This window comes from Pseudothauera rhizosphaerae (genome assembly GCF_004801305.1).
GTDB classification, from domain to species: Bacteria; Pseudomonadota; Gammaproteobacteria; order Burkholderiales; family Rhodocyclaceae; genus Pseudothauera; species Pseudothauera rhizosphaerae.
The window spans coordinates 18,986-45,287 of the sequence record NZ_SSOD01000024.1 but is presented as its reverse complement, the minus strand read 5'-3'; the positions used below and the strand labels follow the sequence as shown (position 1 = coordinate 45,287).

Genomic DNA, 26,302 nt, shown 5'->3' with positions numbered 1-26,302 from the left:
CAAAAACGGAGGGCAACAGCCCGAGGACGACCCGATCGGAAGCGAAAAACGCCATCAAAGTCGAAAGCCCGTCACTGATACGCGCTCGAAATCGGTCCGCGGGCATTTGTTCAGCACTTCCCTAGAGCGGTCCAGGCAGCCCCGGATGCGGGGGATCAATTGCTCTGGAACCTGCTCGAAGCGCGGCCCGGCAGATAAGAACAATCTGGCAAAGTGGAACTATAGTCAGCCCGATGTTCGCCGCCGCTGCCACAGAAGCGCCATGAAAACCATCGCCGCTGCCAGGCTGATATGGCCGAACCACGCGACGCTGCCGAAGCCCGCCCCCAGGAAGATGATCGCCACCGCCAACGCCGACGCGATGAGCAGGAAACCCATCGCCCACAGCAGGCGGCTTCGTGACGGAGACAAGGCCCGGCCACCAAACACTTCCTGCTGATGACGCGCCATCGACAGAGACAGGCAGGCGAATCCCGCCAGCGACAGCAGGAGGACGGCGGCATGGATCATGCCGGTTCCCCCGCCATCGGCCGCGCGCGCTGCCGGACGGCCCTTGGCTTGTGCAGCGCCGTTCTGCGCGCCAGGATCGCAGCGAGCGCCGCGAACGCCCAAATTGCAAGGTCGAAACCCGCGAATACCCAGTCACCGGCGGCAAGGCTGGCGGGCAGGCCGCGCGCCGTCGTCAGCATGTTCAGCAGGGGCAGCAGCGCCAGCGCGGCGGCGGTCGCCCACAGCAGTTCGATCCATGCCCGCCTGGGCGGCCGCAGGCTCGCAAAGGCCAGCGTCAGGCCCCACGCGATGAAGAACAGATGGATTTCCCAATCCGCGCGTCCCGTTAGGCTGGCGGGCAGCAGGCGGTTGCCCCACAGGAAGGCGGCCATGGCGAGCGGCAGGCCGGCGATGGTCGCGATGTTCAGCCGCTCGACCAGCCGGAAACTGAAATAGGGATGTTCGGGATCGGGGAGCTTGGCCCGGCGCTTGACCGTCCACAAGACCAGCCCCGTGCCCACCATCGCGGTGCCCGCCAGGCTCACCAGAAAATACAGCCAGCGCACCGTCGTGTCGGCGAAGCGGCCCAGATGCAGCGCAAACACCACGCCGCGCGTCTCCGCCGCCGGCCCCACGCGATCCTTGACCTGCAGCAGCTCGCCGCTTTTTCCGTCGAACATCAGATACTGCGGGCTGACGGAAATGCGGCCGCCGTCGCCGCGCACGACCATGACCCGCGCGCCCGCATCCCCCAGATTGCCGATCGCCACGCGACCGACGTTGTCGCGGCCCCATCGCTCTTGCGCCACGCGCACCATGTCTGCGACCGGTGCGAGTTCGGCCTGCTCGCCGCTCGGCTTGCCCGGCGGCGTGCGGACGTTCATCTCGGCGGTCAGTGCCTGGCGCTCGGCCGGCGTCTTGAAGGCGGCATCGCTTCCCCAGGGCATGTAGAGCAGCATTAGCGTAATCAGTCCGCTGTAGGTGATCATCAGGTGGAACGGCAGCCCGAGCACCGAGAGGGCGTTGTGTGCGTCCAGCCAGGCTCGCTGGCCCTTGCCCCAGCGGAAGGTGAAGAAGTCGGCGAAGATCTTCTTGTGGACGATCACGCCGCTGACGATGGCCACCAGCATGAACATGGCGCAGAAACCGGCCAGCCAGCGTCCCCACGGCACCGGCATGTAGTGGAACTGGAAGTGGAAGACGTAGAAGAAGTCGCCGCCGCGCGTCTCGCGCGCGTTCAGCCTTTCGCCGCTGGCCGGGTCCAGGACGGCGGTCTCCAGGCCGCGGCGGCCGGGAATCTTCGGGTTTTGCCAGGAGACGCTCACCACGTTGTTGCGCTCATCCGGCAGCCCGATGTTCCATTGCGGGCTGGCCGGGGCAAGCGACGCCAGCGTGCCGGCGACGCGCTGCGCCACCTCGGCGGCGTCGGGCACCGGGCTTCGTGCCGCCAGTTCAGGCCGCATCCACTGCGAGATCTCGTCCCTGAAGTAGCTCACCGTGCCGGTGAGGAACATGGCGTAGAGGATCCAGCCCACCAGCAGGCCCGTCCAGATGTGCAGGTCGGACATGGTCTGGCGCAGGCCCGGCACCTTCCGGGGCGTGGATTGCTTCGTGGGGCTCGACGCATTCATGCGGCACCGTGACCTTTCCACACCGTCCAGGCCGCCAGCAGCAGCGGCACGGCCACCACCACCAGCCCGGCCCAGGCGCGCGTGGCCGAGCGCACGGCGAACACCCAGATCACCGCCAGCGTGTAGATCACGAAGCTCAGCAGCAGGCCGGTGAACACCGCCTCGGTGCGGCTCATGGGCAGCGCCACGGCGGCCACGCTGGTCAGTGCCGCCAGCGCATAGCCGCCGAACACCGCGGCGGCGATGCGCGAGAGGAGCGGCCCCGCCGCGAGGGCCTGGCGCGCCTTGGCGAGGACGACGCTCACTTGTCGGGCGCCGCTGCCGGGCCCGCCGGGATCGGCTCCACGCCGCCCGGCGGGCGGTCGATGGGGCGCATGGCGCCGCCCTCGGCGGGCTGTTCGAGCCAGACCTGATGGGCAGGGGCAACCGAGGAGGCAAAGCCCAGGGCAACGACGATTGCAGACAGATGTTTTTGCATGACGCGATCTCCGGAACAGTGGAAATCAGAAATCAACGGTGGCCGACAGCCGGTAGGTGCGCGGATTGCTCCTCCAGAGGTTGCCGACCGTGTGCAGCACCTTCCAGTAGCTCTTGTCGAAGACGTTATCGACGCCGAAGCGGATGGCGACGGGCTTGGCGGCCAACGGCGACTGCCAGAGGTAGCGCGCGCCCAGATCGACCTGCGTCCACGACGGCACGGTCAGGTCCGGCCGGGCGTTGGAGACCACCACGTCGCTGGTGTAGGTGAGGCGCCCGGTCAGTGTCAGCCCCTCGGCGAACGGGGTGTCCCATTCGCCGCCGATCACCGCCCGCAGCCTTGGGACACCGGCGGCCCGCGCGCCGTCGAAGGTGCCGTTGGCGGTCTTGGTGCGGATGGCGTCGAGATAGGTGACGGCGCTCAGCAGCCGCACGCCCCGGGTCAGTTCGCCGTAGGCATTCAGTTCTACGCCGCGGTTCCTCTGCTCGCCATCGAGCGTCATCGTCGGCAGCCCTCCGGCGGTGCCGGGGACGGCCATGGTGCTCGGCTGGGCGATCTGGAACACCGCCAGGGTCGTCATCACCCGGCCCCAATCGACCTTGACGCCCGTCTCGTACTGCTTGCTCTTGTAGGGCGGAAACACTTCACCGGTATTGGTATAGCCGTTGCCGACGGCCGAGCCCGGCTCCAGATTCTCGATATAGCTGCCGTAGAGAGAGACGCGCTCCCACGGCTTGACGACCAGCGCGAACGACGGCGACCACGCTGAGGTGTCGACGGTCGCCGTCAAGGTTCTCTGGCCGAGGCCCGCCGATTTCACCCGCTGGCGGCGCACCCCGGCGGTGAACTGGATGCGGTCATCCAGCAAGGACATCGTGTCGGCGATGGCGATGCTCGACGCCGTGACCCGGCTCGTGTCCTCGAATTCCCCGGGATCGACCACCATTGGCGCTGCGGGGAAAACCGGGTCATAAATGGAGCCCACGGGGACGCGGGTGCCGACACCGGCGCAGGCCCGGCACGAGGTGGGGGTAGTGCCGAGCGTCCATTGGAGCCGCGACAACTGGAGGTTGAGTACGTGGGCCACGAGGCCGGTCGTCGCCGTGGCCCGCAGGCCGCCCTGCATCGACCGGACGTCGTAGCGGTCGCGGTATGCCTTCGCCCGCAGGCTGATCGCGCCGGCACTGTCGACCAGATCCAGCGCATCGGCATTGCCCTGGGCCTCGTACCGCTGCGCGCCGATGGCGGCATAGGCCGTCACGCGCTCCGAGAGATCGACTTCGCCCTGCACCATGCCCAGCGTGCCCTTGTGCTGCACCTTCCCCCACGATGGCGACAAGGGCGTGCTGTTGTCCGGCGCCTTCGGAACCGCGGCAAGACCGGCCACGGAGCCGATCCGGAGCACGCTGTTGGGCGCGTGGACTTCCGACGACTGGTGCGCCACGTCGGCTGACAGCCGGATGCGCTCGCCGCGGTAGTCGAGGTTGAGCGCCGCCGTGCGGAACTGCGCACGCTGGGTATCCACCGGCGTGTCGCCGTCGTCCAGGGAGCCGTTGAAGCGGATGCCGAGCGTCTTGTCGGCGCCCAGGCGCCGGCCGAGGTCGAGGTGGGCGCCGAACTGCGAGTCCGAGATGTAGCGGGTGGTCAACTGCGTCAGCGGCTCGTCGCCGGCCTTCTTGGTGACCAGATCGACGGTGCCGCCCAGCGCGCCCATCCTCGCCGTGGAGGCGCCCTTCAGCAGGGCGCTCGGCCCCCGCAGCACCTCGACGCGTTCGATGTAATCGGTGGAGGGGAACTGCATCGGGGCCATGCCCGGCAATCCGTTCAGGCTGTTGCTGGCGGTCAATGCCTGATTCATGAACCCGCGATAGGCCGAAAAGTCGTTGGTCGCGCCGCCCTTGCCGCCGGTGATGATCGAAGGTTCATTGGCCAGCACGTCGACCAGCGTGCGCGCCTGCTGGTCCTCTATCGTCTGGTTCGTGTAGCTGGTCATGCTGAACGGTGTGTCCATCACGTCCTTGTTGCCCAGCATGCCCAGGCGCCCGCCGCGCGCCACTTGGCCACCCGCGTAGGATGGCGGCAGATCATTCGGGCGCTCATCCGCCACACCCGTGGCGGTCACCGTCACCGGCGTCAGCGTCGCCTCTCCCGACACCGGCGCCGGCAGCTTGCGCAGGGTGTAGCCGCCGTCGCCACGGCTGACGGCTTCCAGGCCGTTGCCTTGCAGCAGCCGGGCGAAGCCTTCGGCAACGCCATAGCGGCCTTTCAGCCCTTCACTTTGCAGCCCCTGGGTGAGCGCGCCGTCTGCGGAGAGGTGGACGCCGGCCTGTGCGGCGTAGGCGCCGAGCACGGCGCTGAGGCGGCCGGGCGGAATGTCGATGCTGTGCGTCTGCGCTTCCTGGCTGGCCTGAACCGGCTGGGCGAAGGCCGCGCCAACTGGCAGCGTGGGCAGGAGGGCGGCGCAGGCCAGATGGAGGGCAAGCCGGGCCAACTGGGGAGCGGGCCGTCTTGTGGCGGCCATGAGGATGGGGCGGGAAAGGGGCGGATTGGGCATGCCGGTTCCTATTGCACAGTGGATGGAAAGAGAATCATTCCCATCTGCCGGGCGAGATCGAAAATTCGGAACCGAGAAACAAAAAAATTTTTTGCCGTCGGGCCGCCCCAAGGCAAAACAGCCCCCTCGGGGGGCAGCGAATCCGCGACAGCGGGTGAGCGTGGGGGTATTTTTGAGGCGGCTCAGCGCGCTTCCAGCGTGACCCACCAGGGCAGGGTTCTGCGGATGCGCAGGGGCAGCGCGGTGGCGAGCAGTTCCAGCGCGCGGTCGGTGTCGTGCAACGGGTAGGCGCCGACGACCTTGAGGTGGGCGACTGCGGGGGAGCAGCCGAGGTGGCCGCGGCGGTAGCGGCTGAGTTCGGCGAGGAATTCGGCGAGCGGCATTTCGTCGGCGATGAGCAGGCCGTCCTGCCATTGCGGTCGGGGCGGGACGAGGGGCTGGAGCGGGCCGGAGGCGTGGCGGGTGAAGCTGGCCTGCTGCCCGGCGGCAACACGCTGGGTGGCAGCGCCCGTGGCGGCGGGCTGGATTTCCACCGTGCCTTCGAAGACCGACAGGTGAATGTGCCTGTCGTTGTGTCGCACGGAGAAGTAGGTGCCGAGGGCAAGCAGGCGGCCGTGGGGGGTGTCAACTACCAGCGGGCGGCGGGCGGTGTCCGGCGCTGTGCGCACGAGCAGGGCGCCGCCGTGCAGGATGATGCGGCGCAGCTCCGCGTCGTAGTGCACGTCGACGGCGCTGTCGGTGTCCAGCCACAGGTGGCTGCCGTCGGCGAGCGTTTCGCTGAATTGCTCGCCGATGCCAGTGCGGTAGTCGGCACGCCATGCGGCCAGCGTGTGGCGTACCGGGGGCAGGCCGTGGATCAGCTTGCCGCCGAGCAGCAGAGCGAGGATCGCCCCCAGTGTGCCAAGGGTGCGACGCCGCATCCTGACCGTCTTGGTGGCGGTCTGGAGCGCGCTGGCGGCGGTGTGCTGGCCCATCGCCGTGCCCAGGGTGTCAAGGCGCTGGTTGATGCTTTCCACCCTGGCCCAAGCGCTGCGGTGCTCGACCCGGGCGTCGAGCCAGCTTTGCCAGTGCTGGCGCTGCCGCTCAGTGGCCGTGCCGGAGGAAAGCACAGCGAACCATTCTGCGGCCTGTTGCAGGCTGGCGTAGTCGGGCTTAGCTGTACCCGGATCGGGCGTGTTCATGCGTCCCGCGTGCCGGCAGGTTGTTCCACGGCGATGCAGTGGAGCATGGCCTGGCTCATGTATTTGGTGACCATGCGTTCACTGACCTTGAGACGCTGGGCGATTTCGGCGTAGCCCAGTCCTTCGATGCGGGCGAGGATGAAAGTGGTGCGCGGCTTGTCCGGTAGGGCGTCGATCATGGCGCAGATGTCGTACAGGGTTTCGAGCACAATGGCGCAGTGCTCGGCCGAGGGGGCGATATCCGGCGGCGCGCTGATGAGGGCCTCGGCCCAGGCGCGCTCGATGTCGATGCGTCGCCAGTGGTCGATGACGACGCAGTTAGCGATGCGGTTGAGGAAGGCACGCGGCTCGCGGATGGCCTGTAGCGAGTGAAGGGATTGGGCCATCAGGCGCACGAATACGTCCTGGGTCAGATCGGCAGCCTGCTCGGCGTTGCCCAGTTTCCCGCCCAACCGGGCCCGTAGCCAGCCGTGGTGGTCGGTGTACAGGCCGCGGATGATGTGTTGGTGCGGGGCATCTGTGTTGGCCATGGTTGCTGCGGTCGATCTAGATGATAACGATTACTAATTCTATCTCTTGATCAGGACCGCAGCCATGTCCATGATGCCCCGCTGTCCGTGGAGTCCGGGTTTGCCGGGCGAAAAAAAGCCGCGCAGGGCGGATGCCCGTGCGCGGCCTTGGTACGCAGGTAGAAGAATCAGTTCTTGGACTGGTCCACCAGCTTGTTCTTGCTGATCCACGGCATCATGCCGCGCAGTTGCGTGCCGACCTGCTCGATGGGGTGGGCGGCGGTGAGGCGGCGGCGGGCGGTCATGCTGGGATAGCCGGTGCGGCCTTCCAGGATGAACTGCTTGGCGTACTCGCCGGTCTGGATGCGCTTCAGCGCGTTCTTCATGGCGGCGCGGGAAGAATCGTTGATGACTTCCGGGCCGGTCACGTACTCGCCGTACTCCGCGTTGTTGGAGATGGAGTAGTTCATGTTGGCGATGCCGCCTTCGTACATCAGGTCCACGATCAGCTTGAGTTCGTGCAGACACTCGAAGTAGGCCATCTCGGGGGCGTAGCCGGCTTCCACCAGGGTCTCGAAGCCCGCCTTGACCAGCTCCACGGCGCCGCCGCACAGCACGGCCTGTTCGCCGAACAGGTCGGTCTCGGTCTCTTCACGGAAGTTGGTCTCGATGACGCCGCCCTTGGTGCCGCCGTTGGCCGCGGCGTAGGAGAGCGCGACGTCGCGCGCCTTGCCGGACTTGTCCTGATGGATGGCGATCAGCGAGGGCACGCCGCCGCCCTTGAGGTATTCGGAGCGCACGGTGTGGCCGGGGCCCTTGGGGGCGATCATGATCACGTCCAGGTCGGCGCGGGGCACCACCTGGTTGTAATGCACGTTGAAGCCGTGGGCGAAGGCCAGCGCGGCGCCCTTCTTGATGTTGGGCTCGACTTCTTCCTTGTACACCTGCGGGATGTTCTCGTCCGGCAGCAGGATCATCACGACGTCGGCGCCCTTGACCGCCTTGGCGATCTCCTCGACCTTCAGCCCGGCCGCTTCGGCCTTCTTCCACGAAGCGCCGTCCTTGCGCAGGCCGACGGTGACCTTCACGCCGGAATCCTTGAGGTTCTGCGCATGGGCGTGGCCCTGGGAGCCGTAGCCGACGATGGTGACCTTCTTGCCCTTGATCAGGGAGAGGTCGGCGTCCTTGTCGTAATAGACTTTCATGGTTTTCCTTTCAGTTTTCGGTGACGGAGCGAACCGGCGGCGGCAATGATAGCGGCCCGCCGCGCGGCGTAAAAGGCTGTTGGCGGTTCAGAGCTTGAGGATGCGGTCGCCGCGGCCGACGCCGCAGATGCCCGAACGCACGGTCTCGAGGATCAGCGTGTTGTCGATGGCGCCGATGAAGGCGTCGAGCTTGGCCTGGTTGCCGGTCAGCTCGACGACGTAGGAGGCCTCGGTGACGTCGATGATGCGGGCGCGGAAGATGTCGGCGGTGCGCTTGACCTCTTCCCGGTCCTTGCCGGTGGCGCGCAGCTTGATCAGCATGAGTTCGCGCTCGATGTGGGCGGCTTCCGAGATGTCCACCACCTTGACCACTTCCACCAGCTTGTTCAACTGCTTGGTGATCTGCTCGATGATGTCGTCCGAGCCGGTGGTGACGATGGTCATGCGCGACATGGAGGCGTCCTCGGTGGGCGCCACGGTGAGGGATTCGATGTTGTAGCCGCGCGCGGAAAAGAGGCCGGATACGCGCGACAGGGCGCCGGACTCGTTCTCGATCAGCAGGGAAATGACGTGACGCATGGTGTGCTCTTTCCTGGGTTCTGAAGGGTGCGGTTACAGGTCTTCGGCGGAGAGGATCATCTCGGTCAGACCCTTGCCCCCCTGAACCATCGGATAGACGTTTTCGGTCGGGTCCACCTGGAAGTCCAGAAAGACCAATTCATTCTTGTGCTTGGTGAAGGCTTCCCGCAGCGCCGGCTCCACGTCGGCGGGCTTGTCCACGCGGATGCCCACGTGGCCGTAGGCTTCGGCCAGCTTGGCGAAGTCGGGCAGGGAATCCATGTAGGACTCGGAGTAGCGCCCGCCGTGGAACAGCTCCTGCCACTGGCGCACCATGCCCAGGTAGCGGTTGTTGAGGTTGCAGATCTTGATGGGCAGGCGGAACTGCTTGCAGGTGGACAGTTCCTGGATGTTCATCTGGATGGACGCCTCGCCGGTCACGCAGGCCACGGTGGCGCCGGGGTTGGCGAGCTGGGCGCCCATGGCGTAGGGCATGCCCACGCCCATCGTGCCCAGGCCGCCGGAGTTGAGCCAGCGGCGCGGCTTGTCGAAGCGGTAGTACTGGGAGGCCCACATCTGGTGCTGGCCCACGTCGGAGGTGACGATGGCGTCGCCGCCGGTCACTTCCCACAGCTTCTGCACCACGAACTGGGGTTTGATGATCTCGTCGGAGTTCTTGTAGACCATACAGTTGCGGCTGCGCCATTCCTCGACCTGCTTCCACCACGCGGCCAGCGCCTCCGCGTTGGGGCGCGCCTTGCCGGCTTCGAGCTGGCGGATCATCTCGTCGAGCACTTCGCGCACGTCGCCGACGATGGGCACGTCCACCTTGACGCGCTTGGAGATTGACGAGGGGTCGATGTCCACGTGGATGATCTTGCGCGGCTCCTCGGCGAAGTGCGCCGGGCTGCCGATCACGCGGTCGTCGAAGCGGGCGCCCACGGCCAGCAGCACGTCGCTGTAGTGCATGGCCATGTTGGCTTCGTAAGTGCCGTGCATGCCGGGCATGCCCAGGTACTGGCGGTCGCTGGCCGGGTAGCCGCCCAGGCCCATCAGGGTGTTGGTGATGGGGAAGCCCAGCAGGCGGGTGAGCTTGGTGAGCTGCTCGGCCGCGTCGGACAGGATGACGCCGCCGCCGGTGTAGATCATCGGGCGCCTAGCTTCCAGCAGCAGTTGCACCGCCTTGCGGATCTGGCCCTGGTGGCCCTTGACCACCGGGTTGTACGAGCGCATCGAGATTTCCTGCGGATACTCGAACTCGCACTTGTGCATGCTGACATCCTTGGGGATGTCCACCAGCACCGGGCCGGGGCGGCCGGTGCGGGCGAGGTAGAAAGCCTTCTTGATGGTGGCGGCGATGTCGCGCACGTCCTTGACCAGGAAGTTGTGCTTCACGCAGGGGCGGGTGATGCCCACGGTGTCCACTTCCTGGAAGGCGTCCTGGCCGATGGCCGCGGTGGGCACCTGGCCGGAGATGATGACCAGCGGAATGGAGTCGCAGAACGCGGTGGCGATGCCGGTGACGGCGTTGGTGGCGCCCGGGCCCGAGGTCACCAGCGCCACGCCCACTTTCTGCGTGCTGCGGGCGTAGCCGTCGGCGGCGTGCACGGCGGCCTGTTCGTGGCGTACCAGCACGTGGCGGACCTGCTCCTGCTGGAAGAGGGCGTCGTAGATGAACAGTACCGCGCCGCCGGGATAGCCGAAGACGTGTTCGACCTTTTCTTCCTGCAGACACCTGATTACAATTTCCGCGCCCGTCAGCACCATCTCGCTTGCTCGCTCAGTATCACGTTCGAAAACGGGCGACGTTACCGCGCAGGCGGATTTTGGTCAAGGCTGCGCCCTGCCGCACCATGACATCCAGTTGAAGCGGGCGAGCGCCGCTCCCTGCCGCTCCGCCGTCCCAAGGATCATCCGATGACATCCAGTTCCGCGCGCCCCGACGCCCCTGCCGGGACGCCGTCCGCTGCCGCGTCCCCCGCCGTGCCCCGTCTCGTCGTGGAGCCCGCCGGGCTGCGCCGCCGCCTGGCCGCAATGCTCTACGAATCCCTGCTGCTGCTCGGCGTGCTCGCCCTGGTGTTCATGGTGCCGTGGCTGATCGTCGGGCAGGCCTTCGGTTTTGCGCCGCCGGGCGGCCTGGCGTGGCTGCACATCTTCGTTGCCCTGGGCGCCTACTTCATCTGGTACTGGCGGCGTGGCGGGCAGACGCTGGCCATGCAGACATGGCGGCTCGCCATCGTCGATGCGGCGAGCGGGCAGTTGCCCAGCCTGCCCCGGTGCCTGCTGCGCTACGCGCTCGCCTGGCCCTCGGTGCTGCTGTTCGGCGCCGGCCTGCTGTGGGCGCTCATCGACCGGGACCGCCAGTTCCTGCACGACCGCCTGGCCGGCACCTGCATCGTGCTGCTGCCGGGCAACGCGGGCGCGCCCAGATAAGGGAGCCGGGCGGCGCCTTGCCATGGGGCGGCGGTATCATGGGCCCATGCCGGTTTCGTCGCTTCCGACCATGAACGCTCCCGCCGCGGCGCCTCCGCCCGCCGTCAGCCATCACGCCGAATCCGCCGACAGCGTCCTGCGCGCCCAGGGCGTCGTCCGCCACCTCGGGCTGGATGCCGCGGAGGCCGCCGAACGCCTGCAGCGCCACGGGCGCAACACGCTGCCGCAGCCCCCGCGGCGCGGCCCGCTGCTGCGCTTCCTGCTGCAGTTCCACAACGTGCTGATCTACGTGCTGCTCGTCGCCGGCGTGGTCACGGCGCTACTGGGGCATCTGGTGGACAGCGGGGTGATCTTCGGCGTGGTGGTGATCAACGCCGTCATCGGTTTCATCCAGGAAGGCAAGGCCGAGCGCGCGCTGGACGCGATCCGCAACATGCTTTCGCTGCGCGCCCAGGTGCTGCGCGACGGCCGGCGCTGCGAGATCGACGCGGAGGAGCTGGTGCCGGGCGACATCGTCTACCTCGCTTCCGGCGACCGGGTGCCGGCCGATCTGCGCCTGGTGGAGGTGCGCAGCCTGCGCATCGAGGAGGCCGCGCTCACCGGCGAGTCGGTGGCGGTGGACAAGGGCGTCGCGCCGGTGGCGGCCGACGCGGTACTGGGCGACCGGGACTGCATGGCCTATTCCGGCACGCTGGTCACCTTCGGCCAGGGCACGGGCGTGGTGGTCGCCACCGGGGCGCACACGGAGATCGGCCGCATCAGCGCCATGCTGAGCGAGGTGCAGGAAATCACCACCCCACTGCTGCGCAACATGGCGCAGTTCGGGCGCTGGCTGACCTGGGTGATCCTGGCCGTGGCGGCCGCCGCCTTCGCCTTCGGCACGCTGGTGCGCGGCTATTCGGCGGGGGAGATGTTCCTTGCCGCGGTGGGCCTGGCGGTGGCCGCCATTCCCGAGGGCCTGCCGGCGATCATGACCATCACGCTGGCCATCGGCGTGCAGCGCATGGCCGGGCGCCGCGCCATCGTCCGCCGCCTGCCGGCGGTGGAGACCCTGGGTTCGGTGACGGTGATCTGCTCGGACAAGACGGGCACCCTGACCCGCAACGAGATGACGGCGCGGCGGGTGATCGCCGCCGGCCGGGTGTACGAGGTGGGCGGCGTGGGCTACGCGCCCCACGGCGGCTTTGCGCTGGAGCAGGGGGAGGTGGCGGTGGACGCCCATCCGCTGCTGGTGGACGTCGCCCGCTGCGCGCTGCTGTGCAACGACGCCGCGCTGCAGCGCGAAGGCGGCGCGTGGAAGGTGGCGGGCGACCCCACCGAAGGTGCGCTGATCACGCTGGCGCGCAAGGCCGGGCTGGAAGAGTCCTTCGAGCGCGAGGCGCGGCCGCGCACGGATGTGATCCCCTTCGAATCGGAACACCGCTTCATGGCCACCCTCAACCACGACCATGCGGGCCGCGGCGTGGTGTACCTGAAGGGGGCGCCGGAGCGGGTGCTGGAGCTGTGTTCGGCGGTACGCGGTGAAAAAGGCGACCAGCCCCTCGATCTTTCCTGGTGGCAGCCCCGCATGCACGCCGCCGCCGCTTCCGGCATGCGCCTGCTGGCGCTGGCCGTGCGCGAGGGCGAGGACGCGCTGAAGACGTTGACCTTCGCCGACGTGGAGCGCGGCGGCTTCACGCTGCTGGGCGTGCTGGGGCTGTCCGATCCGCCGCGGGAAGAGGCCGTCCGCGCGGTGGCGCGCTGCCTGGAGGCCGGCATCCAGGTCAAGATGATCACCGGCGACCACGTGGCCACGGCGCACGCCATCGGCGAACAACTGGGCCTCGCGGCCGAGCTGGATGCGATCACCGGCACCCAGATCGAGGCCATGAGCGATGCCGACCTGCGGCGCATCGTCGGCGATACCGAAATCTTTGCCCGCGCCAGCCCCGAGCACAAGCTGCGCCTGGTGCGGGCGCTGCAGGCCCGCGGCGAAGTGGTGGCCATGACCGGCGACGGGGTGAACGACGCCCCTGCGTTGAAGCGCGCGGACGTGGGCGTGGCCATGGGCTGCAACGGCACCGAGGCGGCCAAGGAAGCCGCCGAGATGGTGCTTGCCGACGACAATTTCGCCTCGGTGGCGGCGGCGGTGGAGGAGGGGCGCACGGTCTACGACAACCTGCGCAAGGCCATCGCCTTCATCCTGCCCACCAACATCGGCCAGGCGGGCATCCTGGTGGCCGCCATCCTGTTGGGCATGACCCTGCCCATGACGCCGGCGCAGATCCTGTGGGTGAACATGGTCACCGCGGTCACGCTCGCGCTGGCGCTGGCCTTCGAAGCGCCGGAGCGGGACATCATGAAACGCCCGCCGCGGGACCCGGCCGAACCGCTGCTGACGCGCTTCGTGGTCTGGCGCGTGGTCTTCGTCGGCGTGCTGCTGGTGGGTGGCGGGCTGGGCGCCTTCGTCTGGGAGGTGGGGCGCGGCGCCAGCCTGGAGTTCGCCCGCACCGCGGCGGTCAACGCGGTGATGGTGGGCGAGGCCTTCTACCTCTTCAACGTGCGCAGCTTCACCGATTCCATCCTCAATCGCGACGGTTTCCTCGGCAACCGCTACGTGCTGATCGCCATTGCGCTGATGCTCGCGTGCCAGGCATCGTTCACCTACCTGCCGGCCCTGCAGACCCTGTTCGGCACCGTGGGGCTGGATGTGGCCGCCTGGTCGCGTATCCTTGCCTTCGGCGTGCTGATGCTGCTTCTGGTGGAAGCGGAAAAGGCACTGATCAAGACCCTGAACCACGGCCCCGGCAACCGCGGGGGCGGCAACAACAGAAGATCTGCACAATGAGAACCGAACACGCCCCAACCATCCACCGCGCCGACTACGCCCCGCTGGCGTGGACGGTCGCCCGCATCGACCTGCATTTCGCCCTCGCTCCGCAGGCCACCGTGGTCACCAGCCGGCTCGCCTGCGTGCGCAACCCGGATGCCGCGCCCGGCCCCATCGTGCTGGACGGCGAGGAACTGGAAACCCTCGCCCTCACCGTGGACGGCCTCGATCCTGCGCCGGGCACGGTGCGCCGCACGGAGAGCCGCATCGAGATCGACGTGGCAGACCGGGACGAGGTGGCGCTGGAGATCGTCACCCGCATCAACCCCCAGGCCAACACCGCCCTGTCCGGCCTGTACCTGTCCCGCGGCGGCTACTTCACCCAGTGCGAGGCCGAAGGCTTCCGCCGCATCACCTGGTTCCCGGACCGCCCGGACGTGATGGCGCGCTTCACCGTCACGCTGGAGGGCGACAAGGCCGCCTGCCCGGTACTGCTCTCCAACGGCAACCTGGTGGAGGAGGGCGAGCTGCCCGACGGCCGCCACTATGCGCGCTGGGAAGACCCCTTCCCCAAGCCGTGTTACCTCTTCGCCCTGGTGGCCGCCGACCTGGTGGCCCTGGAGCGGCGCGAACTGACCGCCTCCGGGCGCGAGGTGCTGCTGCAGGTGTGGGTGGAAAAGGGCAACCTGGACCGCGCCGGGCACGCCATGGAATCCCTGGTGCATGCCATGCGCTGGGACGAGGAGACCTTCGGCCTGGAGCTCGACCTGGACCGCTTCATGATCGTCGCGGTGAGCGACTTCAACATGGGCGCGATGGAGAACAAGGGCCTCAACATCTTCAACGCCAAGTACGTGCTGGCCAAGCCCGACACCGCCACCGACGTGGATTACGAGCACATCGAGAGCGTCGTCGCCCACGAGTACTTCCACAACTGGACCGGCAACCGGGTGACCTGCCGCGACTGGTTCCAGCTCACCCTCAAGGAAGGGCTGACGGTGTTCCGCGACCAGCAGTTCTCCGCCGACATGCTGGCGTGTGCCGCGGGTGCGGAAGGCGGCTCGTCGGCGCGCGCGGTCAAGCGCATCGACGACGTGCGCGTGCTGCGCAGCGCCCAGTTCCCGGAGGACGCCGGTCCCATGGCCCACCCGATCCGCCCGGAGAGCTACCAGGAGATCAACAATTTCTACACCGCCACGGTGTACGAGAAGGGGGCCGAGGTCATCCGCATGCTGCACACCCTGCTGGGGCCGGAGGGCTTCCGCAACGGCATGGACCTCTACTTCAGCTACCACGACGGCCAGGCGGTGACCTGCGACGACTTCGTGAACGCCATGGCCGAAGCCAACGGCCGCGACCTGGACCAGTTCATGCGCTGGTACGGCCAGGCCGGCACGCCGCGCCTGCGGGCGCAGGGCGAGTGGAACGGGGCGGACGGCAGCTACACCCTGACGCTTTCCCAATCCACGCAGCCCACGCCGGGCCAGCCCGACAAGCTGCCCCTGGTGATCCCGGTGGCGGTGGGCCTGATCGGCCCGGACGGCGCCGACCTGCCGCTGCAACTGGAAGGCGAGCATCAGCCCGGCGCCACCACGCGGGTGCTGGAACTCGCCACCGAAACGCGGCAATGGCGCTTCACGAATCTTGCCGCCGAGCCGGCGCCTTCCCTGCTGCGGGGCTTCTCCGCGCCGGTGATCCTGGAACTGGACGAGGACGACGGGCGGCTCGCCTTCCGCATGGCCCATGACAGCGACGCCTGCAACCGCTGGGATGCCGCCCAGCGCTACGCGGAGCGTGTGCTGCTGCAACTCGCCGCAGATGCCGCGGCCGGCCGCGCACTGAAGGTGCCCGCGCCCTTCATCGACGCCTTTGGCAAGCTGCTGCGCAATGAACTGCTCGATCCGGCCTTCCGCGCCCAGGCCCTGGCACTGCCCGGCGAGGCCTATCTGCTCGAACGCATGGAACCGGCCGACCCCGCCGCACTGCGTGCCGCGCAACTCCACGTGGGCGCCGAACTGGGACGCGTGCTCGCCGCCGACTGGCTGGCGCTGGCCGAAAGCCTGGTGGAGCCGGGCGAGTATCGCTACCACCCCGCCGATGCGGGCGGCCGTGCGCTGGTCAACCTGGCCCTGCGCTATCTGTGCGCGGCCCGGGTCGATGCCGGCGTGGCTCTGGCCGCGGCGCGTTTCGACTCCGCCACCAACATGACCGACCGCTTCGGGGCGCTGGCCGCGTTGATGCACGGTGCCGTGCCGGCCGCAGAGGCGGCGCTGGCAGCCTTCTACCGGCGCTACCAGAACGACACGCTGGTGCTGGACAAGTGGTTCGCGCTGCAGGCCGGCGCCTGGCGGCGGGATGCTGCCGCTGCGCCGGTGCTCGCGCAGGTGCGGGAACTGCTCGCCGATCCGGCCTTCAGCCCGTCCAACCCGAACAAGGTGTATGCGCTGCTGGGCAGCTTCTTCCGCGCCAATCCGGGCGAATTTCACCTCGCCGATGGCAGCGGCTACGAGTTCTGGGCCGAGCAGGTGATCGCGCTGGACGCGGCCAACCCGCAGGTGGCGGCGCGCATGGCGCGCGCGCTGGAGAACTGGCGCCGCTTCACGCCGGCGCTGCAGGCGGCCATCCGCCCGCAGCTCGAACGGGTGCTGGCCGCCGACGGCCTGTCGCCGGACGTCACCGAGATCGTCGAGAAGGCGCTCGCCGCGTAAACGGCAATGACCCCCCGCCTGCGGCGCGGGCGGAGGAGGGGTTCAGCGCAGGCCGACCACCATGCTCAGCATCAGCACGAGCACCACCATCAGCGCCGCCCAGGCGATGATGCCGGCGCCGAGCACGAAGCTGCCCATCAGGCGGGACTTGTTCTCGTCGTCGATGCCGAACAGCGGCTTCACGCCGTGGTAGATCAACGCCGCCGAGGCCACCCAGGCCGCGGCCACGACGATGCCCGCCACCCAGGCCGAGGGGATGAACAGCGCCAGCGCGGAGAGCCACAGCGGAGTCGGCGCAACGGCCGCCAGCATGAAGGCGTCGTGGTAATCGGGCCGCAGGTCCACCACGTCGCCCATCTGCTGGATGATGGAACCCATCAGCGGCACCATCGCCAGTTGCGCGAGATAGAAGGCGACCACCACCGCCAGCATCTCGCCCGGCGTCATCTGCGGCACCAGCGCGGGGAAGATCTCTCCGGGCGTCACCACCATGGCGTAGACGAACATCGCCGGCGGAATCAGCGACATCGGCATCACGTACTGCAGGAACATCTTCTGCACCGAGGGATGGATGCGGATCAGTTCCGGCCAGCCGTCGGTGTAGGAGACCATCATCTTGGGAAGGTCCTGGAGGGTCATGGCATATCTCCTCGTCGGGGGGATCACATCGTTGTCGTGGGCCGGACACCGCCTGTACCTGGACACCATCCCCTGCCGGGGCGGATGCCCGCCGAGAGTCCGGGCGTCCGGCAAGCAATGAGACCGGCACCGCCGGCAAAGGTGCCCGGTGTGGCCGCGAAGTCCCGGGCCGTCATGGAGTGTGGGCTTGATATTGTTGCTCCACGAGCAACAGTAAATTGCGAACTGCCCTCTACTTAATCCCGGTGGTTCGAACTACAGTGGAACCTGAACGCCACCCAGGATTCCACGAGAACCCGTATGACGAAGGACACCCGCTACACCGCCACCGCGATCGCGCTGCACTGGCTGATGGCCGTGCTGCTGTTCGGCCTGTTCGCCGTCGGGGTGTACATGACCGAACTGCCCCTGTCGCCGCGCAAGCTGCAGATCTATTCGTGGCACAAGTGGGCGGGCGTGACCGCCTTCGTGCTGGTGCTGGTCCGCCTGGCCTGGCGGGCGGGCCACCGGCCGCCGCCGCTGCCGGACGGCATGTCGGCCCTGGAACGCCTGGGCGCCACCGCCGCCCATGGGCTGCTCTACCTGCTGATGCTCGCCATCCCCCTGTCGGGTTGGCTGATGAGTTCGGCCAAGGGCTTCCAGACCGTGTGGTTCGGCGTGCTGCCGATACCCGATCTGCTCGGCAAGAACGAGTTCCTCGGCGACCTGCTGCAGGGCGCGCACGTCTCGCTCAACTATCTGCTGTTGCTCGTCGTGCTGGTACACGCCGTGGCGGCGCTCAAACATCACCTCGTCAATCGCGACGACGTGCTGGTGCGCATGCTGCCCGCCGGCACCCCCAGGAACTGATCGAATGGAGAAACCGATGACCCGCAGCCTGTCCGTCCTGCTCGCTTCCCTGTCCCTCGCCACCTTTGCGGGCAGCGCCGTGGCCGCGAACTACGGGCAGGTGCTGGCCGAACGCAGCGCCGTGAGCTTCGTGTCCAAACAGATGGGCGTGGAGGTGGGCGGCAGCTTCGGCAAGTTCGACGCCAGCCTGCAGTTCGACCCCGCCAGTCCGGAGCAGGGCCGCGCCCGCCTGGAGATCGAACTGGCGAGCATCGATGCGGGCTCCAAGGACGCCAACGACGAGGTGGTCGGCAAGGCGTGGTTCAACGTCAAGGAACATCCGCGCGCCACCTTCGAGTCCACCGCGGTGAAGGCCCTGGGCGGCAACCGCTTCGAGGTCACCGGCCAGCTCACCATCAAGGGCCGCACCCGGCCGGCCACCGCACCCTTCACCTTCCGCGAGGATGGCGGCAACGGCGTGTTCGAGGGAGAGTTCACCCTCAAGCGCCTCGATTTCGCTATCGGCGAAGGCATGTGGTCCGACGTCGGCGTGGTCGCCGACGAGGTCAAGGTCCGTTTCAACGTGGTCGCCGCCGCCGCGCGCTGACAGCTACTTTCCCCCAACCCGAGGAGATTCATCGCATGAACAAACGATTCGCCCTGTTCGCTTCCGCCGCCACCCTCGCTGCCGCCCTCGCCGCGCCGGCCCTGGCTGCGCCCGAGACCTACGTCATCGACAACACGCATACCTTCCCGCGCTTCGAGTACAGCCATTTCGGCTTCTCGAACCAGATCCATCGCTTCAACACCACCAAGGGCACCATCGTGTGGGACCGTGAAGCGCGCACCGGTGCGGTGGACATCACCATAGACACCACCTCGGTGGATACGGGCTACGCGCTGTTCGACGAGCATATCCAGGGCGAGGATTTCCTCGATACCGCCAACCATCCGACCATCACCTACAAGTCCACCGCGGTGCGCTTCGACGGCGACAAGCCGGTGGCCATCGACGGCGAGCTGACTATCAAGGGCGTCACCCGCCCGGTCACGCTGACGCTGACCTCCTTCCATTCGATGCCGCACCCGATGGCGCGCAAGCCGGCGCTGGGCGCCAACGCCGTGGCGCAGATCAAGCGTTCCGAGTTCAACGCGGGCAAATTCGCGCCCAACGTGAGCGACGAGGTGACGCTGTCCATCGCGGTGGAAGCGATCCAGCAGTAAGATTCCGTCAGCGGACCTGCCCGCCGGCCGGGGACACCCATCCGGCGGCGGGCTCTCTCTCAGGAAGTGAGGACGACCTCACCTCTCCGTTTCAATCGGGGACGGCCCCGTCTGTTCGAGAGGTGTTCATCATGAACTGGGTCATTCTCATCGTTGCGGGTCTGTTCGAGATCGGCTGGGCAGTCGGGCTCAAATATACCGAGGGTTTTACCCGTCCCTGGCCGACGGCCGGAACGGTATTTGCGATGATCGTCAGCCTCGGCCTGCTCGGCGTCGCCATGAAATCCCTTCCGGTGGGCACCGCCTACGCCATCTGGGTGGGCGTGGGAACGGTCGGTACGGCCGTGCTCGGCATCGCCCTGCTGGGGGAAGCGGCGAATCTTCTACGGCTGCTGAGTCTCGGGTTGATCGTCACGGGCATCGTCGGTCTCAAGCTCGCAACGCCGGCGTGACCGGCAATGCCCGAGCGGGTCGAAGGCCAATGAAAACGCCAGCCCCCGCGGGGCTGGCGTCAGCGCATGAGTGCCTGCAAGCTCAGGTGGCAATGTCGCCCGCGATGTAGTTCGACAGGTGGGAGATCGTGCGGCGCTGCAGGTCGATGATGGACTTCACCACGTCGCCGATGGTGATGATGCCGGCGAGCCGGCCGTTCTCCATCACCGGCAGGTGGCGGAAGCGCTTGTCGGTCATGATGTTCATGACCTCGTCCACGGTCTGCTCGGGGCCGACCGTCGCCGGCGCGGGGGTCATCAGGTCGCCCACACTCACCTCGGCCGAGCGCAGCCCTTTCAGCACCACCTTGCGGGCGTAGTCGCGCTCGGTGAAGATGCCCACCAGCCGTTCCCCGTCGGTCACCAGCACGGCGCCGATGTTGTATTCGGCCATCAGTGCCAGCGCCTCGAACACGGTGACCCCCGGGGCCACGCAATGGACCTTGTGGCCCTTGATGTCCAGAACCTGCCGAACCGTCATCGTGCTCATCGTTCCTTCCTCCTCTTGTCGTCGGTGCCGTTCGCCCGCTGTGTGGTTTTCATTCTTGCAATAGGACGAGGCGGGCGCGGACGCAAGCGCTGGAAACCCCAATGTCCGCGGCCTGCGCAACAGGTTACCGCATGAGATTGAGACATCCCTGCTCCGCAGGTGGTTCGACCGATGCGGACCCTCAGATTTCCAGGTTGTCGATCAGCCGCGTCCTGCCCAGGCGCGCGGCGCCCAACACCACCAGGGGCGCATCCTCGTGGCCGGGCGGCTGCAGGTCGGCGCGGCGGCGGATGCTGACGTAGTCCGGCTGCCAGCCGTGGGCGGCGAGTTCGGCCGTGGCGAAGGCTTCCAGCTTCAGCCAGTCGCGCTCGCCGGCCCGCACTGCGTCGCGGATGCGGGCGATCTGCCGGTACAGGCGCGGCGCTTCGGCACGTTCTTCCGCCGACAGGTAGCCGTTGCGCGAGGACAGGGCCAGGCCGTCCTCGGCGCGGGCGGTCTCGCCCGGCACGATGGTGATGGGCAGGGCGAATTCCCGCACCATGTTGCGGATCACCATGAGCTGCTGGTAGTCCTTCTTGCCGAACAGGGCGGCGGCCGGCTGAACGATGTTGAAGAGTTTCAGCACCACCGTCGCCACGCCGCGGAAGTGGCCCGGGCGGGCCGTGCCGTCCAGCATGTCCACGTGGGCCGGGGCGGGCTCCACGTGGTAGGTCTGGGGCGTGGGGTACATCTCCTTCTCGTCGGGTGCGAACAGGTGGTCCACGCCGGCCGCTTCCAGCCTGGCGCAGTCGTCCCGGAAGGTACGCGGGTATTTGTCGAAATCCTCGCCGGCGCCGAACTGCAGGCGGTTGACGAAGATGCTGGCGACCACGCAGTCGCCGTGGGCGCGCGCCTGCTGCATCAGTCCGATGTGGCCGGCGTGCAGGTTGCCCATGGTCGGGACGAAGACGACGCGGCCCGCGCCGGCCAGGGCGGCGCGCAGGCCGGCGATGGTGGGATGGATCTGCATGATGGACGGGATGGGGGGGCTCAGTAGCAGTGTTCCGGCGCCGGGAAGCTGCCGTCCTTGACCGCGGCCACGTAACGCGCCACGGCTTCCTCGATGCTGGCCGCGCCTTCCATGAAGTTCTTCACGAAGCGCGCCGTCTTGCCGGGATAGACGCCCAGCAGGTCGTGCAGCACCAGCACCTGGCCGTCGCAGTCGGGGCCCGCGCCGATGCCTATGGTGGCCATGGTGGAGAGCGCGGCGGTGACCTCCTTGGCTACCGTGGCCGGCACCATTTCCATCACCATCAGTGCCGCGCCGGCCTGTTCCAGGGCCAGGGCGTCGGCCTTCAGGCGCGCCGCGCCTTCCTCGCTGCGGCCCTGCACGCGGTAGCCGCCGAGCTGGTGCACCGACTGGGGTGTGAGGCCGATGTGGGCGCACACGGGCACGCCGCGCTCGACGAGGAAATGCACGGTCTCGGCCATGAAGGCGCCGCCTTCCAGCTTGACCATCTGCGCGCCGGCGGCCATCAGGCGGGCGGCGTTGCGCATGGCCTGGGCGGGGCTCTCGTGATAGCTGCCGAAGGGCAGGTCGGCGACGATGAAGGGGCGGCTACAGCCGCGCACCACCGACTCGGTGTGGTAGACCATGTGCTCCATGGTGACCGGCAGCGTGGATTTCTGCCCCTGCAGCACGTTGCCGAGGGAATCGCCGATCAGGATGACGTCAATGCCGGTGCGTTCTTCCAGCGCCGCGAAGCTGGCGTCGTAACCGGTGAGCACGGCGATCTTGCGCCCTTCGGCGCGCATCTTGCCCAGTTCGAAGAGGGTGACCGGGCGGGTGTCCTGGAGGTAGCTCATCGACGCTCTCCCATGGGGGTGCGAAAGCAAAGGACGGGAGTTTTCCCCATCCTGGTGCATTGCACAAGCTTGTTTGCGCCAAAAATGCTGAATACCGTTCGGGCTGAGCTTGTCGAAGCCCGATTGTAACTATCGCCCTTCGACAGGCTCAGGGCGAACGGTTGCGGTGCTAGCCGGCGTAGGCGAAGAACTCGCGGTAGCTGCGCATGCTGCGCAGGCGGTCGAGCAGCAGCTCGAAGTCGTCCTCGTGGTCCACCGGGTTCAGCACCTCGGCATCCACGATGAAGAGCGGTGCGGCATCGTACTGGTAGAAGAAGCGTGCGAAGCGTTCGGCCACGCGTTGCACGTAGCTTTCGGAGATGCGCCGTTCGGCGTCCATCCCGCGGCGGCGGATGCGCTCCATCAGCGTCTCGGGGCGAGCCTGCAGGTAGATCACCAGGTCGGGCCTGGGGGGCGCGGGCGGCATCATGGCGTCGTAGATGCGCTGGTAGATGGCCAGTTCGTCGTCTGCCAGGTTCAGGGCGGCGAACAGCGGGTCCTTCTGCAGGATGAAGTCGGACACTACGCGGCGGTTCGGGTCGCCGCCGGCGAATGCAGCGAGCTGGTCGACGCGCTGGAACAGGAAGGACAACTGCGTGGCCAGCGCCCAGCGCTCCATGCCCTGGTAGAAGCGCCCGAGGAAGGGGTTGGCCTCGGGATGTTCAAGCAGCGTCTCGGCCGGCAGGCGTTCGGCGAGGCGGCGGGCGAGCGAGCTCTTGCCGGCGCCGATGGGGCCTTCGACGACGATGTAGCGGGCCTTGTCGAGCATGGGGCGGCGGGGTTCCTAGCTGCGGAAGATGAAGTACACCGCGCCAAGCATACACAAGCCGGCCCAAAGATAGTCAAGCTTGACCGGCTGCTTCATGTACAGCACGACGAAGGGCACGAACACCAGCAGGGTGATGACCTCCTGCATGATCTTCAACTGCGGCAGGGTGAGGGCGGTGGCGCCGATGCGGTTGGCCGGCACCTGCAGCAGGTACTCGAAGAAGGCGATGCCCCAACTGATGGCCGCGGCGACGAACCAGGCCTTGGACTGCAGCCCTTTCAGGTGGCCGTACCAGGCGAAGGTCATGAACACGTTGGAGAGCGTGAGCAGGAAGGCGGTCTGCACCCACACCGGGACGTTGTGTACGGTGGCGGGGAGGGTGTGCAGCCAGGCGGGCATGGTCGGGACTCCTCGAGAGGAGAACGGGTCGGGTCAGAGTCGGGAAATGGTCTGGTCGGCCACGCCGGGCAGCAGCGCGGCCACCGGGCCGTGGCCGGGGATCACCGCCTGGGGGGCGATCTCCGCCAGGGGCAGCAGCACGAAGGCGCGCCGGTGCATGCGCGGATGGGGCACGTGGAGCTGGGGCAGGTGGATTTCGGCGTCGCCGTAGAGCAGCAGGTCCAAGTCCAGCGTGCGCGGCGCCTGGTGGTAGTCGCGCGTGCGCCCGGCGGCCTCCTCTATGGCGAGCAGCGCGGCGAGGAGATCGGCGGCGGGTAGCGTGGTGTCCACGCCGATCACCGCGTTGATGTAATCCGGCTGGCCGCTGACACCCACCGGGGCGCTGCGGTACAGCGCGGAACGGGCGGTTACGCGGGTGCCGGGCAGCGCGGCGATGCGCGTACAGGCGAATTCGAAGGCGGCGGCCGGTTCGCCCAGGTTGGCACCGAAGGCGATGTAGGCACGCACCGGGCCGGAGCCCGGAGGGGAAGGGGTCATGATGCGTCGGCGGTTTCGGCCGCGCCGGCGCCGGCCGGCTTGCGGCGCCGGCGGCGGCGCTTCTTGGCCGGGGCCTCGCTGCCGGCGGGAGCGGCGTTCAGCAGGGCTTCGCGCTCGTCGGGGCCGGCGTGGGCGAAGCGGTCCCACCAGTCCGGCAGTTCCATGGGAATCTCGCCGGACAGGGCGCGCAGGCGCAGGAAGTCCCAGCCGGCGCGGAAGCGGGGCTGCTCAATGAGGCGGTAGGGGGTCTTGCCGCTGCGCCGGTCGAAGCGCGGCTGCAGCGCCCAGATGTCCTTGATGTCGCCGACGATGCGCCGCGTGATGGCGAGCTTGCCGGCCTGGGCGTCGAGCACCTCGTCCATGGCCGAGAACAGGGCTGGCTGGGTGTGTTCGCCTTCGGCCTTCCTGGCCTCCCAGTTGGCCAGCACTTCGTGCCACAGCAGGGTCGCGAACAGGAAGCCGGGCGAGACCGGCTTGTCGGCACGAACGCGCTCGTCGGTGTTCTCCAGCGACAGCCACACGAAGCGCTCGCCCAGGGGCTGTTCCAGGATCACGTCCAGCAGCGGCAGCAGGCCGTGGTGCAGGCCTTCCTCGCGCAACTGCTTCAGGCAGCCCACCGCGTAGCCGGAGAACAGCAGCTTGAGCATCTCGTCGAACAGGCGCGCCGCGGGCACGTTTTCCAGCAGCAAGGCCATCTCGCGGATGGGCTTGCGCGCAGCCGGATCGATGACCAGCCCGAGCTTGGCGCCCAGGCGCACCGCGCGCAGCATGCGCACCGGGTCTTCCCGGTAGCGCGTGCGCGGGTCGCCGATCATGCGCAGGGTCTTCTGCTGCACGTCGGCCACGCCGTGGTGGTAGTCCACGATGGTCTCGGTTTCGGGGTCGTAGTACAGGGCGTTGACGGTGAAGTCGCGCCGCGTGGCGTCCTCGGCCATGGTGCCGAACACGTTGTCCCGCAGCACGCGGCCGTGTTCATCGGTCTCGGCGCTGTCGGCGTCCTGGCTGGCGCGGAAGGTGGAGACCTCGATGGTCTCCGGCCCGCTCATCACGTGCACGATCTTGAAGCGGCGGCCGATGATGCGCGAGCGGCGGAAGAGCGCCCGGACTTCCTCGGGCGTGGCGCTGGTGGCCACGTCGTAATCCTTGGGCGGATGGCCGATCAGCAGGTCGCGCACCGCGCCGCCCACCACGTAGGCCTTGTGGCCGCTTTCCTGCAGCACCTTGCACACCTTGCGCGCGGCGGGCGAGACCTGCCCGCGGCGGATGCCGTGGCGGGCGACGGGGATCAGTGCGGGTTCGGCGGCGGGGGCGTCCGCGGCGCGGCGGAAAACCTTGCGCAGCAATTTGCGGATCATCGATGGGGCGGTTCAGCGTGCGACATAAGCGCGCAATCATAACTCATCATGGGCGTTGCCGATTCAGCTTCCATCGCCCGCGGGACGTTCGAAGGCGTCGAGCAGGGCGTCGATGAAGGCGCGCACCCGGGCGGGCAGGTTGCGCCGTGCCGGATAAACCGCGTAGAGGTCGGCCGGCGGCAGCGTCCACTCGGGCAGCACGGTCTGCAGGCGGCCGCTGTGCAGGTACTTGGCCAGGTCCCATTCGGAGCGGATCAGGATGCCGTGCCCGTCCAGCGCCCAGCCCAGCACCACGTCGCCGTCGTTGCTGGCCAGCGCGCCGCGCACCTTCACGGTTTCCGCCTGCCGCCCGCGGGTAAGCCGCCAGGTGCCCCAGGCTTCGTCGTTCTGCCGGTGCAGGATGCAGGCATGGCGGGCCAGTTCCGCCGGACTGCGCGGCGTGCCGTGGGCCGCCAGGTAGGCGGGCGAGGCGCACAGGAAGCGGCGGTTGGACATCAGCTTGCGCGCGGCGAGCCGGCTGTCCGGCAGTTCGCCGAAGCGGATGCCCAGGTCGAAGCCGCTCGCCACCAGGTCCAGGGGTGTGTCCGTGAGCTGCAGGTGTACCTCCACTTCCGGGTGGCGGCGGGCGAAGGCCGAGACGATGGGGGCGATGGTGGTGCGGCCGAAGCCCAGCGTGGCATTGATGCGCAGCAGGCCCTTGGGGGAGGCGCGCCGTTTGCCGAGGGAAAGTTCCAGTTCCTCGATGTCCGCCAGGATGCGGCGGGCGTGTTCCAGGTAGAGCTCGCCCTCGTCGGTCAGGCTCATGCGCCGCGTGCTGCGGTTGAGCAGGCGCACGCCCAGGCGCTGCTCCATCTGCGCCAGGCGCTTGCTGGCGGCCGGCGGAGTCAGGTTGAGTTCCCGCGCGGCGGCGGTGAAGGAGCCCTTGTCGGCCAGCAGGGCGAAGAAGGCGAGTTCGGAGGCCGCGTCCATTATTAACTTTTTCGACTGAATGATTTGAATATGAGTAGATTCTACGCTTTAAGGAATCCAATAAGCTTCGCCCTGTCCGTTGGCCCCGTAGGAGCGGCCTTGGCTGCGATGCCGTGTCATTTGCACCCGGAACCGCCGCATCGCGGCCAAGGCCGCTCCTAC

General features: G+C 67.9%; 25 protein-coding genes and 1 pseudogene. 7 read left to right on the top strand and 19 right to left on the bottom strand.

The annotated features are described in order from the left end of the window. Window positions 1-225 precede the first annotated feature (225 nt). The 10 genes and pseudogenes from E6O51_RS20905 to E6O51_RS20865 form a co-directional block, all read right to left on the bottom strand. Window positions 226-510 (bottom strand): DUF3325 domain-containing protein, encoded by a 285-nt coding sequence (locus E6O51_RS20905; protein ID WP_136386970.1) that lies wholly within the window; start codon window positions 508-510, stop codon window positions 226-228. Continuing rightward, a complete protein-coding gene (locus tag E6O51_RS20900; protein ID WP_136386969.1) occupies window positions 507-2,120 on the bottom strand; it encodes a PepSY-associated TM helix domain-containing protein in 1,614 nt (537 codons plus the stop codon). Before E6O51_RS20900 ends, E6O51_RS20905 begins: the two co-directional genes overlap by 4 nt. Continuing rightward, the gene (locus E6O51_RS20895; protein ID WP_136386968.1) at window positions 2,117-2,425 is read right to left on the bottom strand and encodes a DUF3649 domain-containing protein; all 309 of its coding nucleotides are present in this window, start codon (window positions 2,423-2,425) and stop codon (window positions 2,117-2,119) included. Before E6O51_RS20895 ends, E6O51_RS20900 begins: the two co-directional genes overlap by 4 nt. Beyond that, a complete protein-coding gene (locus tag E6O51_RS21975; protein WP_168735358.1) occupies window positions 2,422-2,598 on the bottom strand; it encodes a hypothetical protein in 177 nt (58 codons plus the stop codon). The genes E6O51_RS20895 and E6O51_RS21975 overlap by 4 nt, the downstream gene beginning before the upstream one ends. Window positions 2,599-2,623: 25 nt before the next feature. Then, the gene (locus tag E6O51_RS20890; protein WP_168735357.1) at window positions 2,624-5,152 is read right to left on the bottom strand and encodes a TonB-dependent receptor; all 2,529 of its coding nucleotides are present in this window, start codon (window positions 5,150-5,152) and stop codon (window positions 2,624-2,626) included. 182 nt (window positions 5,153-5,334) lie between these two features. Next, window positions 5,335-6,333: a FecR domain-containing protein gene (locus E6O51_RS20885; RefSeq protein ID WP_136386966.1), complete on the bottom strand. Its 999-nt coding sequence runs from the start codon at window positions 6,331-6,333 to the stop codon at window positions 5,335-5,337. Continuing rightward, window positions 6,330-6,863: a sigma-70 family RNA polymerase sigma factor gene (locus E6O51_RS20880; RefSeq protein ID WP_136386965.1), complete on the bottom strand. Its 534-nt coding sequence runs from the start codon at window positions 6,861-6,863 to the stop codon at window positions 6,330-6,332. The genes E6O51_RS20885 and E6O51_RS20880 overlap by 4 nt, the downstream gene beginning before the upstream one ends. Before the next feature lie 167 nt (window positions 6,864-7,030). Further along, window positions 7,031-8,047, bottom strand: a complete 1,017-nt coding sequence (gene ilvC / locus E6O51_RS20875; RefSeq protein WP_136386964.1) for a ketol-acid reductoisomerase — start codon at window positions 8,045-8,047, stop codon at window positions 7,031-7,033. Between the two features lie 87 nt (window positions 8,048-8,134). Next, window positions 8,135-8,626 (bottom strand): acetolactate synthase small subunit, encoded by a 492-nt coding sequence (gene ilvN / locus E6O51_RS20870; RefSeq protein WP_136386963.1) that lies wholly within the window; start codon window positions 8,624-8,626, stop codon window positions 8,135-8,137. 33 nt (window positions 8,627-8,659) lie between these two features. After that, window positions 8,660-10,381, bottom strand: a pseudogene (locus E6O51_RS20865) (acetolactate synthase 3 catalytic subunit); the annotation flags it as partial. A gap of 141 nt (window positions 10,382-10,522) precedes the next feature. Between E6O51_RS20865 and E6O51_RS20860 the strand changes: the two are divergent. From E6O51_RS20860 to pepN, 3 genes are all read left to right on the top strand, one after another. Beyond that, complete coding sequence (locus E6O51_RS20860) at window positions 10,523-11,038, top strand: RDD family protein (RefSeq protein WP_136386961.1); 516 nt, start codon at window positions 10,523-10,525, stop codon at window positions 11,036-11,038. A gap of 70 nt (window positions 11,039-11,108) precedes the next feature. Beyond that, complete coding sequence (locus E6O51_RS20855) at window positions 11,109-13,865, top strand: cation-transporting P-type ATPase (RefSeq protein ID WP_136386960.1); 2,757 nt, start codon at window positions 11,109-11,111, stop codon at window positions 13,863-13,865. Then, a complete protein-coding gene (pepN, locus tag E6O51_RS20850; RefSeq protein WP_136386959.1) occupies window positions 13,862-16,555 on the top strand; it encodes an aminopeptidase N in 2,694 nt (897 codons plus the stop codon). Before E6O51_RS20855 ends, pepN begins: the two co-directional genes overlap by 4 nt. Window positions 16,556-16,597: 42 nt before the next feature. On the opposite strand, the gene E6O51_RS20845 is transcribed toward pepN, so the two are convergent. Continuing rightward, window positions 16,598-17,194 carry a Yip1 family protein gene (locus tag E6O51_RS20845; RefSeq protein WP_136386958.1) on the bottom strand — a complete coding sequence of 199 codons (597 nt, stop codon included), beginning with the start codon at window positions 17,192-17,194 and terminating at the stop codon, window positions 16,598-16,600. Window positions 17,195-17,494: 300 nt separating this feature from the next. On the opposite strand from E6O51_RS20845, the gene E6O51_RS20840 reads away from it, so the two are divergent. The 4 genes from E6O51_RS20840 to sugE all read left to right on the top strand — a co-directional run bounded on the left by E6O51_RS20840 (window position 17,495) and on the right by sugE (window position 19,698). Next, window positions 17,495-18,043 carry a cytochrome b gene (locus tag E6O51_RS20840; protein WP_136386957.1) on the top strand — a complete coding sequence of 183 codons (549 nt, stop codon included), beginning with the start codon at window positions 17,495-17,497 and terminating at the stop codon, window positions 18,041-18,043. Window positions 18,044-18,059: 16 nt separating this feature from the next. Then, window positions 18,060-18,629 carry a YceI family protein gene (locus E6O51_RS20835; protein ID WP_136386956.1) on the top strand — a complete coding sequence of 190 codons (570 nt, stop codon included), beginning with the start codon at window positions 18,060-18,062 and terminating at the stop codon, window positions 18,627-18,629. Between the two features lie 35 nt (window positions 18,630-18,664). Further along, entirely contained in the window at window positions 18,665-19,246 is a 582-nt protein-coding gene (locus E6O51_RS20830; RefSeq protein WP_136386955.1) for a YceI family protein, read from the top strand. 131 nt (window positions 19,247-19,377) lie between these two features. Continuing rightward, window positions 19,378-19,698 carry a quaternary ammonium compound efflux SMR transporter SugE gene (sugE, locus tag E6O51_RS20825; RefSeq protein ID WP_136386954.1) on the top strand — a complete coding sequence of 107 codons (321 nt, stop codon included), beginning with the start codon at window positions 19,378-19,380 and terminating at the stop codon, window positions 19,696-19,698. Window positions 19,699-19,780: 82 nt separating this feature from the next. Here sugE and E6O51_RS20820 read toward each other — a convergent pair whose 3' ends face one another. The 8 genes from E6O51_RS20820 to E6O51_RS20785 all read right to left on the bottom strand — a co-directional run bounded on the left by E6O51_RS20820 (window position 19,781) and on the right by E6O51_RS20785 (window position 26,140). After that, window positions 19,781-20,227 carry a CBS domain-containing protein gene (locus tag E6O51_RS20820; RefSeq protein WP_136386953.1) on the bottom strand — a complete coding sequence of 149 codons (447 nt, stop codon included), beginning with the start codon at window positions 20,225-20,227 and terminating at the stop codon, window positions 19,781-19,783. A gap of 181 nt (window positions 20,228-20,408) precedes the next feature. Beyond that, window positions 20,409-21,236 (bottom strand): pantoate--beta-alanine ligase, encoded by an 828-nt coding sequence (gene panC, locus E6O51_RS20815; protein WP_136386952.1) that lies wholly within the window; start codon window positions 21,234-21,236, stop codon window positions 20,409-20,411. A gap of 20 nt (window positions 21,237-21,256) precedes the next feature. Then, window positions 21,257-22,072: a 3-methyl-2-oxobutanoate hydroxymethyltransferase gene (gene panB / locus E6O51_RS20810; RefSeq protein ID WP_136386951.1), complete on the bottom strand. Its 816-nt coding sequence runs from the start codon at window positions 22,070-22,072 to the stop codon at window positions 21,257-21,259. A gap of 169 nt (window positions 22,073-22,241) precedes the next feature. Beyond that, window positions 22,242-22,880, bottom strand: a complete 639-nt coding sequence (locus E6O51_RS20805) for a deoxynucleoside kinase (RefSeq protein ID WP_136386950.1) — start codon at window positions 22,878-22,880, stop codon at window positions 22,242-22,244. Window positions 22,881-22,895: 15 nt separating this feature from the next. Next, a complete protein-coding gene (locus E6O51_RS20800; protein ID WP_136386949.1) occupies window positions 22,896-23,279 on the bottom strand; it encodes a DMT family protein in 384 nt (127 codons plus the stop codon). A 33-nt stretch (window positions 23,280-23,312) separates the two neighbouring features. Then, on the bottom strand, window positions 23,313-23,816 hold the full coding sequence (gene folK / locus E6O51_RS20795) for a 2-amino-4-hydroxy-6-hydroxymethyldihydropteridine diphosphokinase (protein ID WP_136386948.1): 504 nt from the start codon (window positions 23,814-23,816) through the stop codon (window positions 23,313-23,315). Beyond that, window positions 23,813-25,171, bottom strand: coding sequence for a polynucleotide adenylyltransferase PcnB (gene pcnB / locus E6O51_RS20790; protein ID WP_136386947.1), 1,359 nt, complete (start codon window positions 25,169-25,171; stop codon window positions 23,813-23,815). The genes folK and pcnB overlap by 4 nt, the downstream gene beginning before the upstream one ends. A 63-nt stretch (window positions 25,172-25,234) precedes the next feature. Next, window positions 25,235-26,140: a LysR substrate-binding domain-containing protein gene (locus E6O51_RS20785; RefSeq protein WP_136386946.1), complete on the bottom strand. Its 906-nt coding sequence runs from the start codon at window positions 26,138-26,140 to the stop codon at window positions 25,235-25,237. Between the last annotated feature and the right edge of the window lie 162 nt (window positions 26,141-26,302).